Source organism: Frigoribacterium sp. PvP032 (assembly GCF_017833035.1).
Taxonomy (GTDB): Bacteria; Actinomycetota; Actinomycetes; order Actinomycetales; family Microbacteriaceae; genus Frigoribacterium.
Map to the genome: position 1 here is coordinate 1,630,318 of NZ_JAFIBM010000001.1, position 13,579 is coordinate 1,643,896.

Sequence of the window (13,579 nt, forward strand, 5' to 3'; positions counted from 1 at the left end):
AGCCAACAAATAGCCGACGCACCCTCGTCGGCCTCGAGCACTACAGCGAAGTACAGCTCGATCTGGACCGGTTCGACGACGAACCACGGCCACGACGCTCCCCACGCACCCGGAGGGAGCCGCGACCCCGTCGCCCGGGCAGATCCCATCGGAAGGATCCGCACCATGACCACAGCACGAAAGATCTCCGTCGCGGCCCTGACGCTCGGCCTCGTGGCCGGCCTCGCGGCCTGCGCACCCGCCGGATCCTCCGGCGGCTCGTCCGGCGGCGGGGACGACGCGGCCGGTACCGACTGCAACGTCGGCATCAGCATGCCCACCCGCAGCCTCGAGCGCTGGATCAACGACGGCGAGGGCCTCAAGGAGAAGCTCGAGGGCGACGACTGCACCGTCGACCTGCAGTACGCCGACAACAAGACCGACCAGCAGATCAGCCAGATCCAGAACCAGGTCGCGGGAGGCGCGAAGATCCTCGTCGTCGCCGCGATCGACGGTCAGACCCTCGGCCCCGTGCTCGAGGACGCCGCCTCGCAGGACGTCACCGTCATCGCCTACGACCGCTTGATCAACGGCACGGAGGCCGTCGACTACTACGCGACGTTCGACAACTACAAGGTCGGCCAGCTGCAGGGCCAGTACATCGAGGACCAGCTCGGCCTCGCCGACGGCGAGAAGGGGCCCTTCACCATGGAGCCCTTCGCCGGCAGCCCCGACGACAACAACGCCGGCTTCTTCTTCGCCGGCGCGTGGGACGTCCTGCAGCCCTACGTCGAGAGCGGCGTCCTGACGGTGCCGAGCGGCAAGGCACCGGCCGACGACGACGGCTGGAAGGCCATCGGCATCCTCGGCTGGGGGTCGGACGACGCCCAGGCCGAGATGGACAACCGCCTCCAGTCGTTCTACACGGGCGGCGACAAGGTCGACGTCGTGCTCTCGCCGAACGACAGCCTCGCGCTCGGCATCGAGGCCAGCCTCGACGCGGCCGGCTACCAGGCGGGCACGGACTGGCCGATCATCACCGGCCAGGACGCCGACGTCGCGAACGTGAAGGCGATCCTCGCCGACCAGCAGTCGATGACGGTCTGGAAGGACACGCGCGAGCTCGGCACCCAGGTGCAGGCGATGATCGCCTCGATCGTCGCGGGCGAGGAGCCGGAGACGAACGACACCGAGACGTACGACAACGGCGTCAAGGTCGTGCCGGCGTACCTGCTCGACCCGGTGGTCGTCACGAAGGACGACGTGCAGTCCGTCCTCGTCGACTCCGGCTTCGTCGACGCCGGCGACGTGGGTCTCTGACCTCACCACCCGGCAGCCGGCGGCGGTCCCCACGGGCCGCCGCCGGCTCCCTCACCCCTGAACGGAACGAGGACCACATGGACGACGTCATCCTCCAGATGACCGACATCGTCAAGGAGTTCAGCGGCGTCCGCGCGCTCGACGGAGTGTCCGTCAGCGTGCGGCGCGGCGAGGTGCACGCGATCTGCGGCGAGAACGGCGCGGGCAAGTCGACGCTGATGAAGGTGCTGTCGGGCGTCTACCCGCACGGCAGCTTCGGCGGCGTGATCGAGCTCGACGGCCGGCCCGTCCGCTACTCGTCGATCAACGACAGCGAGCGCGACGGCGTGGTGATCATCCACCAGGAGCTCGCGCTCAGCCCGTTCCTCTCGATCGCGGAGAACATCTTCCTCGGCAACGAGGTGCAGCGCGGCGGCGTCATCGACTGGAACCGCACCAACCTGGAGGCGGCGGCCCTGCTGCAGCGGGTCGGCCTCGCCGAGAGCCCGGTCACCAAGGTGCTCGAGCTCGGCGTCGGCAAGCAGCAGCTCGTCGAGATCGCGAAGGCGCTCTCGAAGGAGGTGAAGCTGTTGATCCTGGACGAGCCCACGGCCGCGCTCAACGACGACGACTCGGCGCACCTGCTGGGCCTCATCGACCAGCTGCGCGACCAGGGCATCACGGCGATCATCATCAGCCACAAGCTCGGTGAGATCCGGGCGATCGCCGACACGGTCACGGTCATCCGGGACGGGAAGACGATCGAGGCGTTCGCGGTCGAGGACACCCCGGAGATCGAGACGCGCATCATCCGCGCCATGGTCGGCCGGCCGCTCGACAGCCAGTTCCCGCCGCGGGTGCCCGACATCGGCGCCGAGAAGCTGCGCGTCGAGAACTGGACCGTGCACCACCCGGTCGACGCGGACCGCGTGGTCGTCGACGACGCCTCCTTCACCGTGCGGGCCGGCGAGATCGTCGGCTTCGCGGGCCTGATGGGGGCGGGGCGCACCGAGCTCGCGATGAGCCTGTTCGGGCGCTCGTACGGCAGCGACATCTCCGGCCGCGTCTACAAGGACGGCGTCGAGATCCAGACGCGCACCGTCGGCGAGGCCATCAAGAACGGCATCGCCTACGTCACCGAGGACAGGAAGCGCTACGGCCTGAACCTGATCGGCAGCATCACGGTCAACGTCTCGGCGGCAGCGCTCGGCAAGCTCGCCCGCCTCGGCGTGATCGACCGCAACCGCGAGTACGCCGTGGCGGACGACTACCGCCGACAGATGAACATCAAGACCCCGTCGGTCTCGTCGGTGGTGGGCAACCTCTCCGGCGGCAACCAGCAGAAGGTCGTCCTCAGCAAGTGGATCTACTCGGGCCCGGACGTGCTGATCCTCGACGAGCCCACCCGGGGCATCGACGTCGGGGCCAAGTACGAGATCTACGGGATCATCGCCGAGATGGCAGCCCAGGGGAAGGCGGTCATCGTCATCTCGAGCGAGCTGCCCGAGCTGATCGGCCTCTCGGACCGCATCTACACCATCGCGGAGGGGCGGCTCACGGCCGAGCTCTCGCGCGCCGACGCCAGCCAGGAAGAGCTGATGCGCCACATGACCGCGACCAGGAACCTAGGAGCAGAAGCCTCGTGACCACCACCGCACCTCCTCGTCCGTCCGCACCGCCTCCTGCGCCCCAGCCGATGCCGGGCGCCAAGCGGCGCCTCCGGATCGACATGCGGCAGTACGGCATCCTCGCCGCCCTGCTCGTCATCGTGCTGCTGTTCCAGGTGCTGACCGAGGGGCGACTGCTCTACCCCGGCAACGTCAGCAACCTCATCCAGCAGAACGCCTACGTGCTGATCCTCGCGATCGGCATGGTGATCGTGATCATCGCCGGGCACATCGACCTCTCGGTCGGCTCGGTCGTCGCCACGGTCGGCGCGGTCGCGGCGCTGGCCATGAACGACTGGGGCCTGCCCTGGGGCGTGGCCGTCGCGCTGTCGCTGCTGGTCGGAGCGCTGATCGGGGCCTGGCAGGGCTTCTGGATCGCCTTCGTGGGCATCCCGGCGTTCATCGTCACGCTCGCGGGCATGCTGGTGTTCCGCGGCGTGGCCCTCGTGCTGCTCACGGGCGGCACCATCAGCGGGCTGCCGCGGGCGTTCAACTCGATCGGCTCCGGCACCCTGCCGACCACCGGCCAGCCCGACCTGTTCACGCTCGGCATCGGCCTGCTCGCCTCGGCCGGCCTCGTCGCCCAGCAGCTGCGGGCCAGGGCGAACCTGCGCCGCCTCGAGCTGCCCCGCGAGCGGGCGGTCTCGTTCGTGCTGAAGATCGCCATCGCCGTCGCCGCGATCATGTACCTCTGCTACCTGCTGGCCTACAACCGCGGGACGCCGATCATCCTGATCATCCTGGCGACGCTCGTGCTGCTGTACTCGTTCCTGCTGACGCGCACGGTCTTCGGCCGGCACGTCTACGCCATGGGCGGCAACCTCTACGCGGCGATGATGTCGGGCGTCAAGACGAAGTGGGTCACCTTCGGCATCTTCGTCAACATGGGCCTGCTCGCCGGGCTCGCGGGCGTCGTCAGCACGGCTCGCGCCGGCAGCGCTGTCGCCTCGGCGGGCCAGAGCTTCGAGCTCGACGCCATCGCGGCCGTGTTCATCGGCGGCGCCGCCGTGCAGGGCGGCATCGGCACCGTCGTCGGGGCCGTGATCGGCGGCCTCGTGATGGGCGTGCTCAACCAGGGCCTGTCGATCCTCTCGGTCGACGCCGCCTGGCAGCAGGTGATCAAGGGGCTCGTGCTGCTGCTGGCCGTCGCGTTCGACGTGTACAGCAAGCGCCGGCGCCGCTGAGGGCGGACGCGGGGCGCCGGCGGTCCCCGGGAGGGGCGCCGGCGCCTCAGCCCGAGACGCGGGCGAGGAACTCCCTCGCCCGCTCCGTGCGCGGTGCGCCGAACAGCTGGGCCGGCGGCCCCTGCTCGGCGATGCGGCCGGCGTCGAGGAACACCACCCGGTCGGCAACGTCGCGGGCGAAGGCCATCTCGTGGGTCGCCATCAGGATGGTGGTCCCCACCTCCTTGAGCGTGCGGACGAGGTCGAGCACCTCGCCCACGAGCTCGGGGTCGAGCGCGCTCGTGACCTCGTCGAGCAGCAGCACGGCAGGCCTCGGGGCGAGGGCCCGCGCGATCGCGACGCGCTGCTGCTGGCCGCCCGACAGGCGGTCGGGGTAGGCCCGGGCCTTGTCGCCGAGACCGACCCGCTCGAGCAGCTCGAGCGCCCTCGCCTCGGCCTCGGCGCGCGGACGGCGCAGCACGTGCCGGCTCGCCAGCGAGACGTTGTCGAGCACGCTGAGGTGCGGGAACAGGTTGTAGTGCTGGAACACGACGCCGATGCGTGCCCGTACGGCGTCGACGCGAACCCGAGGGTCGGTGATGTCCTCGCCGCCGAGCACGATGCGCCCGTCGTCGACCTGCTCGAGCAGGTTCACCGTGCGCAGCAGCGTCGACTTGCCCGAGCCGCTGGCGCCGATCAGGGCGACGACCTCGTCGCGCGCCACGTCGAGGTCGATGCCGTCGAGCACCGTCGTGCCGCCGAACGACTTCCGGACGCCCTCGAGGCGCAGCACGACGTCGGCGCCGTGCGCCGCGCCTCCTGCGGTCAGGTCTGCCTGGCCCTGGCCCTGGCCCGCGCTCTGCTCCTGGCTGTTGCTCGGCTCGCTCACACGACGCTCCCGGCCTCTTCACGCCGACGGAGGCGGGCCGACAGCCAGTCGGTCAGCCAGACGGTCGGCAGGGCCAGCAGCACGAAGAGCAGCCCGGCGAGCACGTAGGGGGTGAAGTTCGCGGCCGTCGCGGTCTCGATCTGGGCGGCGCGCACGGCGTCGACGGCGCCGAGCACCGAGATGAGCCCCACGTCCTTCTGCATCGAGACGACGTCGTTCATCAGGGCCGGCGTGACCTTGCGGATGGCCTGGGGGAAGACGACGAGCCGCAGCGTCGCGGCGTGGCTGAGGCCGAGCGAGCGGGCGGCGAGCCGCTGCGACGGGTGCACGGCGTCGAGGCCCGCACGGATCACCTCGCTGACGTAGGCCGAGTAGGTGAGGACGAGCGCGACCGTGCCCCAGACCTCCGCGGGCAGGCGGGGGATGCCGAGGCCGAGCCCCGGCACGCCGAAGCCGACGAGGTAGAGCACGATGATGAGCGGCAGCCCGCGGAACAGGTCCGTGTAGCCGCGCACCAGGGCGCGCACCGGGAAGAAGACGGGGCCGCGCAGCGTGCGGAGGGCCGAGAGCACGGTCGACAGCACGGCGACGCCGATCAGCGCCACGACGAGCACGCGGACGTTCAGCCAGAGACCCTCGAGCACGCGCGGCCAGGCGGCGACGAGGGTGGGGCCGTCGAAGAAGCTGAAGCGAACCCGGTCCCAGCCGGGCGTGCTCGTGACGGCCCACCAGGCGAGGGCCGCGAACGCGATCGTGCTGACGGCGGCGATGGCGACCGAGCGCCCCGACTGGCGCCGCCGGAACGCGCGACGGCCGAGCTCGAGGTCGCTGACGGGGTGGGCGTCGACCTCGAGCGAGGTGCGGGCTACGACAGCTCCGTCACGTCGTAGTCGGCGAGCCACTGCTGCTGCAGCTGGTCGAGGGTGCCGTCGGCGCGCAGGGCGTCGACCGCGTCGGTGACGTCGCCCGTGAGCGCGCTGCCGAGGGGCAGGACGATGCCGAGCTCGTCGCTCGCGCCGTCCTCCGCGGCGAGCTGGCCGAGCACCACGCCGCCCTCGACGAAGTACGTGGCCGTCGGCACGTCGAGCACGATCGCGTCGACCTGGCCGGCCTCGAGCGCCGCCTTGGCGTCGTCGTTCGAGTTGTAGGCCTGGACTCCGCCGTCGGGATCGATGACCTTCTCGGCCGCGGTGAAGCTCGTGGTGCCGCTCTGCGCCCCGATGGCCAGCCCGGCGAGGTCGGCGACGCTCGTGGCGCCCTCGGCCGCGCTGCCGGGCAGGGTGACGACGGCCTGGCGCGTCTCGTAGTACGGCGACGAGAAGTCGACGGCCTTCGCGCGCTGCTCGGTGATCGAGAACTGCTGCAGGTTCAGGTCGAACGTCTTGGGGCCGGGCGCGATGGCCTCGTCGAAGGTGGAGCGCACCCAGACCACGTCGTCCTTCGCGTAGCCGAGCTGATCGGCCACGGCGTAGGCGAGCGCCGACTCGAAGCCCTGGCCGGTGGTCGGGTCGTCGTCCTCCACCCACGGGCTGTAGGCAGGCTCGCCCGTCGCGATCGTGAGCTTGCCCTCGGTGACGAGGCCGTCGCCGGAGCCGCCGGAGCCGGACGTGGGGGCGCAGGCCGACAAGGAGGCGACGGCGGCGACGACGGAGACGGCTGCGGCCGCGAGACGGACGCGGGCACGGGTGCGGGTGCGGGGCATGAGGGGCAGGATATCCGTCCGGGGGCGCGGGCGGCGGCACCGAGGCGTCGTGTGACGCCGGACGGCTAGCCTTGCCCGCATGACCGTCGCCGCGCCTCCTCGTGCACCCGGCGCGGACGGCGCCTCCCGCCGCCTGCCCGCGCGCGTCGCGGCCCACCCTGCCGTGCTCTGGTCGGCCTTCGTGCTCGTGCATCTCGTGATCGGCCACGCCGCGCTGACCGGGCCGAACCAGCCGATGGGCGACGTGTGGAGCGTCTACCGCACCTGGATGCAGCAGGGCGTGGGAGGCGGCGACTGGGTGGGCGTGGACCGCCCGTGGGTCTACCCGCTGCTCGCCGCCGTGCCGATGCTGCTCGCCCGCGTCGGCGGCGACGCCCACTACGGGCAGGCGTGGCTGACGATCGTGCTGCTGCTGGACGCGGGGGCGTTCGCGGTGCTGACGGGCGGGCTGGGCCGAGGGCTGGGTCGCGGGCTGCGCGGGCTGCGCGGGCTGCGCGGACGCCCGCACGTCGGAGCTGCCTGGTGGTGGCTGCTGTTCCTGCTGGCGCTCGGGCCGATCGCCGTCGGGCGGATCGACGCCGTCACCGTGCCGTTCGCGATCGTCGGCCTGCTGCTGCTCGGCTCCCGTCCGTTGGCCGCGTCGGTGCTGCTCACCGTCGCCGCCTGGGTCAAGGTCTGGCCGGCGGCGCTGGTCGTCGCGGCCGTCGTCGCCCTGCGCGGCCGTGCCCGGCGCGACGTCGTGGTGGGCGCCGCCGCGACGACGGTCACCGTGGTCGCGATCTCGCTCGTCCTCGGCAGCGGGGCGACGGTGCTCGGCTTCGTGGGGGAGCAGGCGGGGCGCGGCCTCCAGGTCGAGTCGCCCACCGCCACCGCGTGGCTGTGGCGGGCCGCCGCTGGCGTGCCGGGGGCGTTCGTCTACTACGACCACCAGATCCTGACGTACCAGGTCGAGGGCGACGGGGTGGGCACCGCGGCTCGCCTGACGACCGTGCTGATGGCGCTCGTCGTGCTGCTCGTCCTGCTGCTGGGGCTGCGGGCCGTGAGGCGCGGGGCGTCGGCCGTGCACCTCCTCGCGCCCCTGTCGCTCGCCTTCGTCACCGCGCTGATCGTCACCAACAAGGTCGGCTCGCCGCAGTTCGTGGCCTGGCTGGCGCCGCCCGTCGTGCTCGGGCTGGTGCTCGCCCGGCGCGGCGCGGCGTCGGCGGCTCGGCCGGTCGTGCCCGCCGTGCTCGCCGTGGGGATCGCCGCGCTGACACAGGTGATCTACCCGTGGGAGTACCAGGCCCTGCTCGGCGTGGAGCCGTGGATGCTCGTGCTGATCACCGTCCGGAACCTCGGCGAGGTGGCGCTGCTCGTCGTCGCGCTGGTTCAGCTGTGGCGCGTCGGGTCGTCGGCGCGCGTCGGGCCGTCCGAGCGAGCCGACGGCGCAGCTGAGTCGCAGAGGATGCCGCAGAACCCGACAGATCAGGCCGGGAGCGCCCCGCAGCACCCGGATATCCACGCATAGGAGGCTCGCCGGTCGGCATCTGCCGGCCAGCGGACGCAGAGCGAGACAGATCCGCTCTCGCGAGGCACGTTCACCGGGCAGAACCAGCCTCGGACGCCCGCATCTCTCTCAATTTACGGAGGTCGAGGGCGCAGGGTGCCGTCACGGCCGCGACGGTGCGAGGATGACCGCATGATCGTCGCCTTCTCCGTCTCGCCCAGCGGCGGTCCGTCCGCCGGATCGCTCGACCCCGAGGCGCACGGCGACTCGGTGCACGAGGCGGTGGCCGCGGCCGTCGCGGTGGTGCGCGCGTCCGGGCTGCCGAACCGCACCTCCTCGATGTTCACCGAGGTCGAGGGGGAGTGGGACGAGGTCATGGACGTCGTCAAGCGAGCGACGGAGGCGGTGGGCCGGTACGGCACTCGCGTCTCGTTGGTGCTCAAGGCCGACATCCGCCCTGGCCGCACCGGCGAGCTGGACGGCAAGGTCGAGCGGCTGGAGCAGGCGCTCGGCGAGCAGGGCTGAGCTTCCCGGCCTGTCGACGGGCACGTGCCTGACCGGTGCAGAGGCTGTTGTCGCGCCTCCTGAGGTCGTAAGATCATGGGGGTCCTGTCGAATCGATTCGAACGACAGGCTCCTCACGAACGGGCCCCACGCCCGTCGCGCACCAGCCAGCTCGACGGAGAGTCCCTGGATCCCAGCCCACCCCTCCGACCTCGAAGGCAGCCGCCCGTGATCGTCCTCACCACTCGTCGCAAGACACTCGCCCTGATCGCCCTCGCGCTCGGCGGGTTCGGAATCGGCTCGACCGAGTTCGTCGCCATGGGCCTGCTGCCGAACATCGCGCAGGACCTGCTGCCGGGCCTCTACGCCCGGTCGTCCGACGAGGGCATCGCCCAGGCGGGCTGGCTCGTCAGCGCCTACGCTCTCGGCGTCGTCGTCGGCGCGCCGACCATCGCGGCGATGTCGTCCCACCTGCCGAAGAAGAAGCTGCTGATGGGGCTCCTCGCCCTGTTCGTCGTCGGCACGCTGCTGTCGGCCGTGCTGCCGACCTTCGGCTGGGTGCTCGGGGCGCGGTTCTTCGCGGGGCTGCCGCACGGCGCCTACTTCGGCATCGCCTCCATCGTGGCGGCCACCATCATGGGCCCCGGCAACCGGGGCAAGGGCGTCGCCCTCGTGCTCAGCGGGCTGACGATCGCGAACGTGGTCGGCGTCCCGTCCATCACGGCCCTCGGCCAGGCGCAGGGCTGGCGCGCGGCCTACCTCGCCGTCGCCGCGATCTTCGCGCTCACCTTCTTGGCCGTCGCGCTCGCCGTGCCGCGGATGGAGGGCGACTCCTCAGCGTCGATGCGTCGCGAGCTCAGTGCTTTCAAGAAGCCCCAGGTGTGGCTGGTCATGGGCATCGGCGCCATCGGCTTCGGCGGGTTCTTCGCGGTCTACAGCTACATCGCGAACGCGGTGACCGAGGGCACGGGCGTCGGCGAGGGCGTCGTGCCGTGGGTGCTCGTCGGGGTCGGCGTGGGCATGACGATCGGCAACGTGATCGGCGGCTGGGCGAGCGACAAGAACCTCAAGGCCGCGCTCACCGTCGGGTTCATCGGGCTGATCACCGCGCTCGTCGCGTACGCGCTGCTCGTCGACGGGATCGTGGGCATCTTCGTGACGACGTTCTTCCTCGGGCTCGTCAGCTCGATGATCGGGCCCTCGGTCCAGTCGCGGCTCATGGAGGTCGCCGGCGAGAGCCAGGTGATCGGCGCCGCCCTCAACCACTCGTCGATGAACCTCGGCAACAGCGCGGGCGCCTACCTCGGCGGCGCCGTCATCGCCGCCGGGTTCGGCTTCGCGGCCCCGGGCTGGGTGGGCGTGGCGCTGGCGCTCGTGGGCGTCGTGCTCACCGTGATCAGCTTCCGGCTGCAGAAGACGGGCGACGCTCGTCAGGCGGCGCTCTGTGCGGCTGCGGCCGACGCGGACCACAAGGAGGACACCGACACGGGGTCCGTCTTCGTGGTGCAGGGGCGCTAGCGCCACCGCTGCTGCCGCCCCCGCCGTCGACTCAGCGAGAACCACGCGTGAAGGGACAAAACACCCTCGGGCCCGAAGGTGTTTTGTCCCCTTACGCGTGTTTCGTGAGTGGCGGGCGCGGCGGCGCGGCCGCCGCCGACCAGCGCTAGAAGTTGGTCTGCGCCGGCATGTCGGTCTGCAGCAGGATGCCGTCGGTGATGGCGCGCTTCCGCAGGGCCACCTTGGTGCCGACGTCGTAGCCCGCCACGCGGTACTTCTCACGGATGCGCTTGAGGTAGCTCTTGGCCGTCTCCTCGCTGATGCCGAGCTGGTAGGCCACGGCCTTCACGGGCTCGCCGCCGCCGTAGAGGGCCATGACGCGTCGCTCCTGGGCGCTGAGCTTCGGCACCCCGCCGATCTCGGCGGCGTTGAGCGCGAGGTCGAGCTCGGCGGAGATGTACGACTCGCCCTTGGCGGCGGCACGGATCGCCTCGACGATCATCTCGGCGTCCTCGCTCTTGACGAGGTAGCCGAGCGCGCCGGCCGCGAGGGCCTCGCGGACGACGTTGGGCTCGGAGTAGGTGCTCATCAGCACCGTCTTCACGCCGGTCGTCTTCAGGGTGTTGATCTTGAGCGAGATCGGGATGTTGTCCTTGAGGTCGAGGTCGAGCAGCACGACGTCGACGGGGAACTCGGGGTGCGTCAGCAGCTCGGGCCACGACGCGACGGCGGCGACCATCGAGATGTCGCTGGCCGCGCCCCGGATCCACTCGCTCAGGGCGCCGAGGAGCATCTTGTGGTCGTCGACCAGGGCCAGACGGATGCGGTCGTCGGGTGTCGTCACGGGGCGGTCCTTCTTTCTGAGGAGGTGGTGTCCATGCTAGACGGACGGGTCGCGGTGCAGACCGCCCTGTCGGGGGCGGTCACGACTCGGCGGGGTTGTCGACGATGCAGTGGATGCGCAGGCGGAGGCTGGACTCGTGCGTCGAGGCCGAGTACTCGCCGACGCGCTCGAGGGCGCTCCACGTGGCAGGGGTGACCCGGTTGCGGCGGATGCCCGTCGTCGAGACGACGATCGGGACCTCGACGCTGCGACCGGCCAGCGAGGCGATCGACTGGGTGACGGCGGTGACCGGGCCGAGGGTCAGGGTGATCGCCGCGCTGGGCGCACGGGTGCGCGAGTCGCCGAGCAGCAGCCAGACGGCCTGCAGCAGGCCGTCGCGCTGCGGGGGAGCGAGCAGCCCGGCGAGCGACGACGGGTCGACGAGCGTCACCGAGCGGCCGAGGTACTCGGACTCGGTGACGGCGTGGTGCAGCCACGTCTCGCGTCGGCCCTCGATCAGGTGCAGCCGCAGCTCGGTCGCGAGCGACGCGGCCTGCGACGCCACCTTGGGCGAGAGCGGCAGCGGCACGTCGCCGCCGGCGACGCCGTCGAGCAGCTTCTCGGCGGCGAGGTCGAGACGGGCCAGCTCGTCGCTGGCGAGCATGCCCACGGCGAAGCGCGGCTGCGAGACGTTGCTCTGCACCAGCACGCGGTCGAGCTCGACCTGCACCATCCGCCGGAAGCGCTGCACGACGGACACGGCGACGGCGCTCGGGAGCACGGCGAGGGCGATGATCGAGATCTGCTGCGGCACCGAGTCGGCGGTGAGGGGAGTCGAGGCCACGACCATGACCACGAAGCCGACGAGGAGGAGCCCGACCGCGACCACGATCTCGCGCGCCGGCCGCAGGGTCACGACGGGCAGCAGCCCGAAGCCGACCGCGACGCTCGCCGTCGCGTAGGCGCCGACGTCGTGCAGGGGCCAGATGGCGACGAAGTCGAGGGCGACGACGACGACCATGATGCCGCCGATGACGGCGAAGACCCCGCCGGTGAGGCGTTCGCCCCGGATGGTCACGAGCGCGGCGGTCCCGACGAACACGGCGATGTAGAGGAGCCACGCCACGAGCGCGGGCGCGACCATCGGGTAGTCGCTCAGGTGGCTGAGGAAGAAGACCAGCCCGTAGACGGCCTGCACCGCGGCGACGACCGCCGCGCCGAGCCCGAGGTAGCCGGTGCCGAGGGTCGCGCCGGCCGCACGGGCCTGTCGGAGGGACCTGGCGCCGGTGGAGCCGATCGGCAGGCCGCGGGCGGCACGGCGGCCGCGCTGCACCCCGAGGGTGTTCTCGTCGATGCTCATCGGGGCGCCTCCAGGACGACGGTGGTGCCGGCGCCCGGCGACGAGAACAGGCGGGCGCTGCCGCCCACCTCGCGCAGGCGGCCGACGACGGACTCCTTGAAGCCGAGCCGCTCCTCGCTCACGCCGTTCAGCTCGAAGCCGACCCCGGCGTCGGTGACCATCGCGCGGACCATGGAGTCGTCGTGGATGATCGTGACGTGGGCCTCGGTGACGCCCGCGTGCCGCCGGACGTTCTCGAGGCACTCCGCGAGGGCGAGCAGGAAGGCGTCGAGCACGTGCGTCGGCAGCAGCACCTGCCCGGTGCCGTGCCAGCTCACCTCGAGGCCCATGCGGCCGAAGCGCTGCTTCACCGACTCGAGCGTCTGGCCGAGCGGCGACTCCTCGACGGTCTCGAGCGTGTACTCGCCGGAGGCCTGCGGCTGGGGCGTGCCGCCGAGACGCAGGTGCCGCAGCAGACGTGCGTCCTCGGCGGCCTGCGCCTGCAGCGCCTCGGGGGTGACGCCCACGCCGGAGTGGGCGAGGAGCGTCAGGGTCGCGAGCACGGTGTCGTGCAGGAGGCGCGCGCCCTGCCGGCGCTGCGCCTCCGTCTCGCTCGCCTGGCGTTCCGCACGGTGCGCGTTGCCGATGCTGTAGATGCGACGGGCCGCGAGGGGGACGGCGCGGCCGAGCCAGATGCCGACCACGAAGACGAGGACCCAGCCGAGCACGACGGCCGCGACGGGGAAGGTGAGGACGGATCCCGTGGCCAGCGCGACGCAGGCGACGGAGACGGCGAAGGCGAGGACCGCGGTGACGACACGGATGCGACTCGTGGACAGGACGAACGCGAACGACGCGTTGGCGCCTCCTGCGAGGGGGATGACCGCCGTCGCGACGGCCGCGTCGGCCGGTGCCCCGAACGGGAGGAGGGCCACCACCGTGGCGGCGAGCCCCACGGCCATGCCGCCCAGCACTGCCCAGCGCGAGCCCGACCGTCCGACGACGACCAGGGCCACGACCATCGCGACGACGAGGACGGACACGACGGCGAGGTGAGCGGGCTCGGTCACGCCCGGGAAGGCCAGCGCGACGAGCGACACCCCGGCGCAGGCGATGCCCAGCGTGCGCGTGGTGGAGCTCAGGAGCCGATCGCGTTCCTGGGCGAAGATGTCCATGGTGATCCAACGTGTGCGGACGGTGCGTTACGTGTCTGTCGGGTGACAGCGACCCC

The 13,579-nt window shown here is 71.7% G+C and carries 12 protein-coding genes; 6 read left to right on the forward strand and 6 right to left on the reverse strand.

All coding sequences use genetic code 11. The features are described from left to right. Positions 1-165 precede the first annotated feature (165 nt). The 3 genes from chvE (at position 166) to mmsB (ending at position 4,129) form a co-directional block, all read left to right on the forward strand. The gene (chvE, locus tag JOE35_RS07490; protein ID WP_209560565.1) at positions 166-1,299 is read left to right on the forward strand and encodes a multiple monosaccharide ABC transporter substrate-binding protein; all 1,134 of its coding nucleotides are present in this window, start codon (positions 166-168) and stop codon (positions 1,297-1,299) included. 77 nt (positions 1,300-1,376) lie between these two features. Beyond that, entirely contained in the window at positions 1,377-2,924 is a 1,548-nt protein-coding gene (gene mmsA / locus JOE35_RS07495) for a multiple monosaccharide ABC transporter ATP-binding protein (RefSeq protein ID WP_209560566.1), read from the forward strand. Between the two features lie 50 nt (positions 2,925-2,974). Continuing rightward, on the forward strand, positions 2,975-4,129 hold the full coding sequence (gene mmsB / locus JOE35_RS07500; protein WP_209561931.1) for a multiple monosaccharide ABC transporter permease: 1,155 nt from the start codon (positions 2,975-2,977) through the stop codon (positions 4,127-4,129). A gap of 46 nt (positions 4,130-4,175) precedes the next feature. On the opposite strand, the gene JOE35_RS07505 is transcribed toward mmsB, so the two are convergent. Genes JOE35_RS07505 through JOE35_RS07515 form a run of 3 tightly spaced genes read right to left on the reverse strand, consistent with a single transcriptional unit; the run spans position 4,176 to position 6,699 of the window. Next, on the reverse strand, positions 4,176-4,937 hold the full coding sequence (locus JOE35_RS07505; RefSeq protein ID WP_280870378.1) for an amino acid ABC transporter ATP-binding protein: 762 nt from the start codon (positions 4,935-4,937) through the stop codon (positions 4,176-4,178). A 56-nt stretch (positions 4,938-4,993) separates the two neighbouring features. Continuing rightward, on the reverse strand, positions 4,994-5,899 hold the full coding sequence (locus JOE35_RS07510; RefSeq protein ID WP_209560567.1) for an amino acid ABC transporter permease: 906 nt from the start codon (positions 5,897-5,899) through the stop codon (positions 4,994-4,996). Then, positions 5,863-6,699: an ABC transporter substrate-binding protein gene (locus JOE35_RS07515; RefSeq protein ID WP_209560568.1), complete on the reverse strand. Its 837-nt coding sequence runs from the start codon at positions 6,697-6,699 to the stop codon at positions 5,863-5,865. The genes JOE35_RS07510 and JOE35_RS07515 overlap by 37 nt, the downstream gene beginning before the upstream one ends. 79 nt (positions 6,700-6,778) lie before the next feature. Here JOE35_RS07515 and JOE35_RS07520 point away from each other — a divergent pair, with 79 nt between their 5' ends. From JOE35_RS07520 to JOE35_RS07530, 3 genes are all read left to right on the forward strand, one after another. Beyond that, complete coding sequence (locus JOE35_RS07520) at positions 6,779-8,206, forward strand: glycosyltransferase 87 family protein (protein ID WP_209560569.1); 1,428 nt, start codon at positions 6,779-6,781, stop codon at positions 8,204-8,206. A gap of 171 nt (positions 8,207-8,377) precedes the next feature. Then, positions 8,378-8,710, forward strand: a complete 333-nt coding sequence (locus JOE35_RS07525) for a thiamine-binding protein (RefSeq protein WP_209560570.1) — start codon at positions 8,378-8,380, stop codon at positions 8,708-8,710. A gap of 207 nt (positions 8,711-8,917) precedes the next feature. Then, positions 8,918-10,207: an MFS transporter gene (locus JOE35_RS07530; RefSeq protein WP_307802985.1), complete on the forward strand. Its 1,290-nt coding sequence runs from the start codon at positions 8,918-8,920 to the stop codon at positions 10,205-10,207. A 145-nt stretch (positions 10,208-10,352) separates the two neighbouring features. Here JOE35_RS07530 and JOE35_RS07535 read toward each other — a convergent pair whose 3' ends face one another. The 3 genes from JOE35_RS07535 to JOE35_RS07545 form a co-directional block, all read right to left on the reverse strand. Next, positions 10,353-11,030 (reverse strand): response regulator transcription factor, encoded by a 678-nt coding sequence (locus JOE35_RS07535; RefSeq protein ID WP_209560572.1) that lies wholly within the window; start codon positions 11,028-11,030, stop codon positions 10,353-10,355. 79 nt (positions 11,031-11,109) lie between these two features. Continuing rightward, positions 11,110-12,369 (reverse strand): hypothetical protein, encoded by a 1,260-nt coding sequence (locus JOE35_RS07540; protein ID WP_209560573.1) that lies wholly within the window; start codon positions 12,367-12,369, stop codon positions 11,110-11,112. Then, a complete protein-coding gene (locus JOE35_RS07545) occupies positions 12,366-13,523 on the reverse strand; it encodes a sensor histidine kinase (RefSeq protein ID WP_209560574.1) in 1,158 nt (385 codons plus the stop codon). The genes JOE35_RS07540 and JOE35_RS07545 overlap by 4 nt, the downstream gene beginning before the upstream one ends. Between the last annotated feature and the right edge of the window lie 56 nt (positions 13,524-13,579).

Excerpts from the sequence above, each read along its gene's own strand:
- chvE (WP_209560565.1), top strand. The coding sequence starts at position 166 with ATGACCACAGCACGAAAGATCTCCGTCGCGGCCCTGACGCTCGGCCTC.
- mmsA (WP_209560566.1), top strand. The coding sequence starts at position 1,377 with ATGGACGACGTCATCCTCCAGATGACCGACATCGTCAAGGAGTTCAGC.
- mmsB (WP_209561931.1), top strand. The coding sequence starts at position 2,975 with ATGCCGGGCGCCAAGCGGCGCCTCCGGATCGACATGCGGCAGTACGGC.
- JOE35_RS07515 (WP_209560568.1), bottom strand. The coding sequence starts at position 6,699 with ATGCCCCGCACCCGCACCCGTGCCCGCGTCCGTCTCGCGGCCGCAGCC.
- JOE35_RS07520 (WP_209560569.1), top strand. The coding sequence starts at position 6,779 with ATGACCGTCGCCGCGCCTCCTCGTGCACCCGGCGCGGACGGCGCCTCC.
- JOE35_RS07525 (WP_209560570.1), top strand. The coding sequence starts at position 8,378 with ATGATCGTCGCCTTCTCCGTCTCGCCCAGCGGCGGTCCGTCCGCCGGA.
- JOE35_RS07540 (WP_209560573.1), bottom strand. The coding sequence starts at position 12,369 with ATGAGCATCGACGAGAACACCCTCGGGGTGCAGCGCGGCCGCCGTGCC.
- JOE35_RS07545 (WP_209560574.1), bottom strand. The coding sequence starts at position 13,523 with ATGGACATCTTCGCCCAGGAACGCGATCGGCTCCTGAGCTCCACCACG.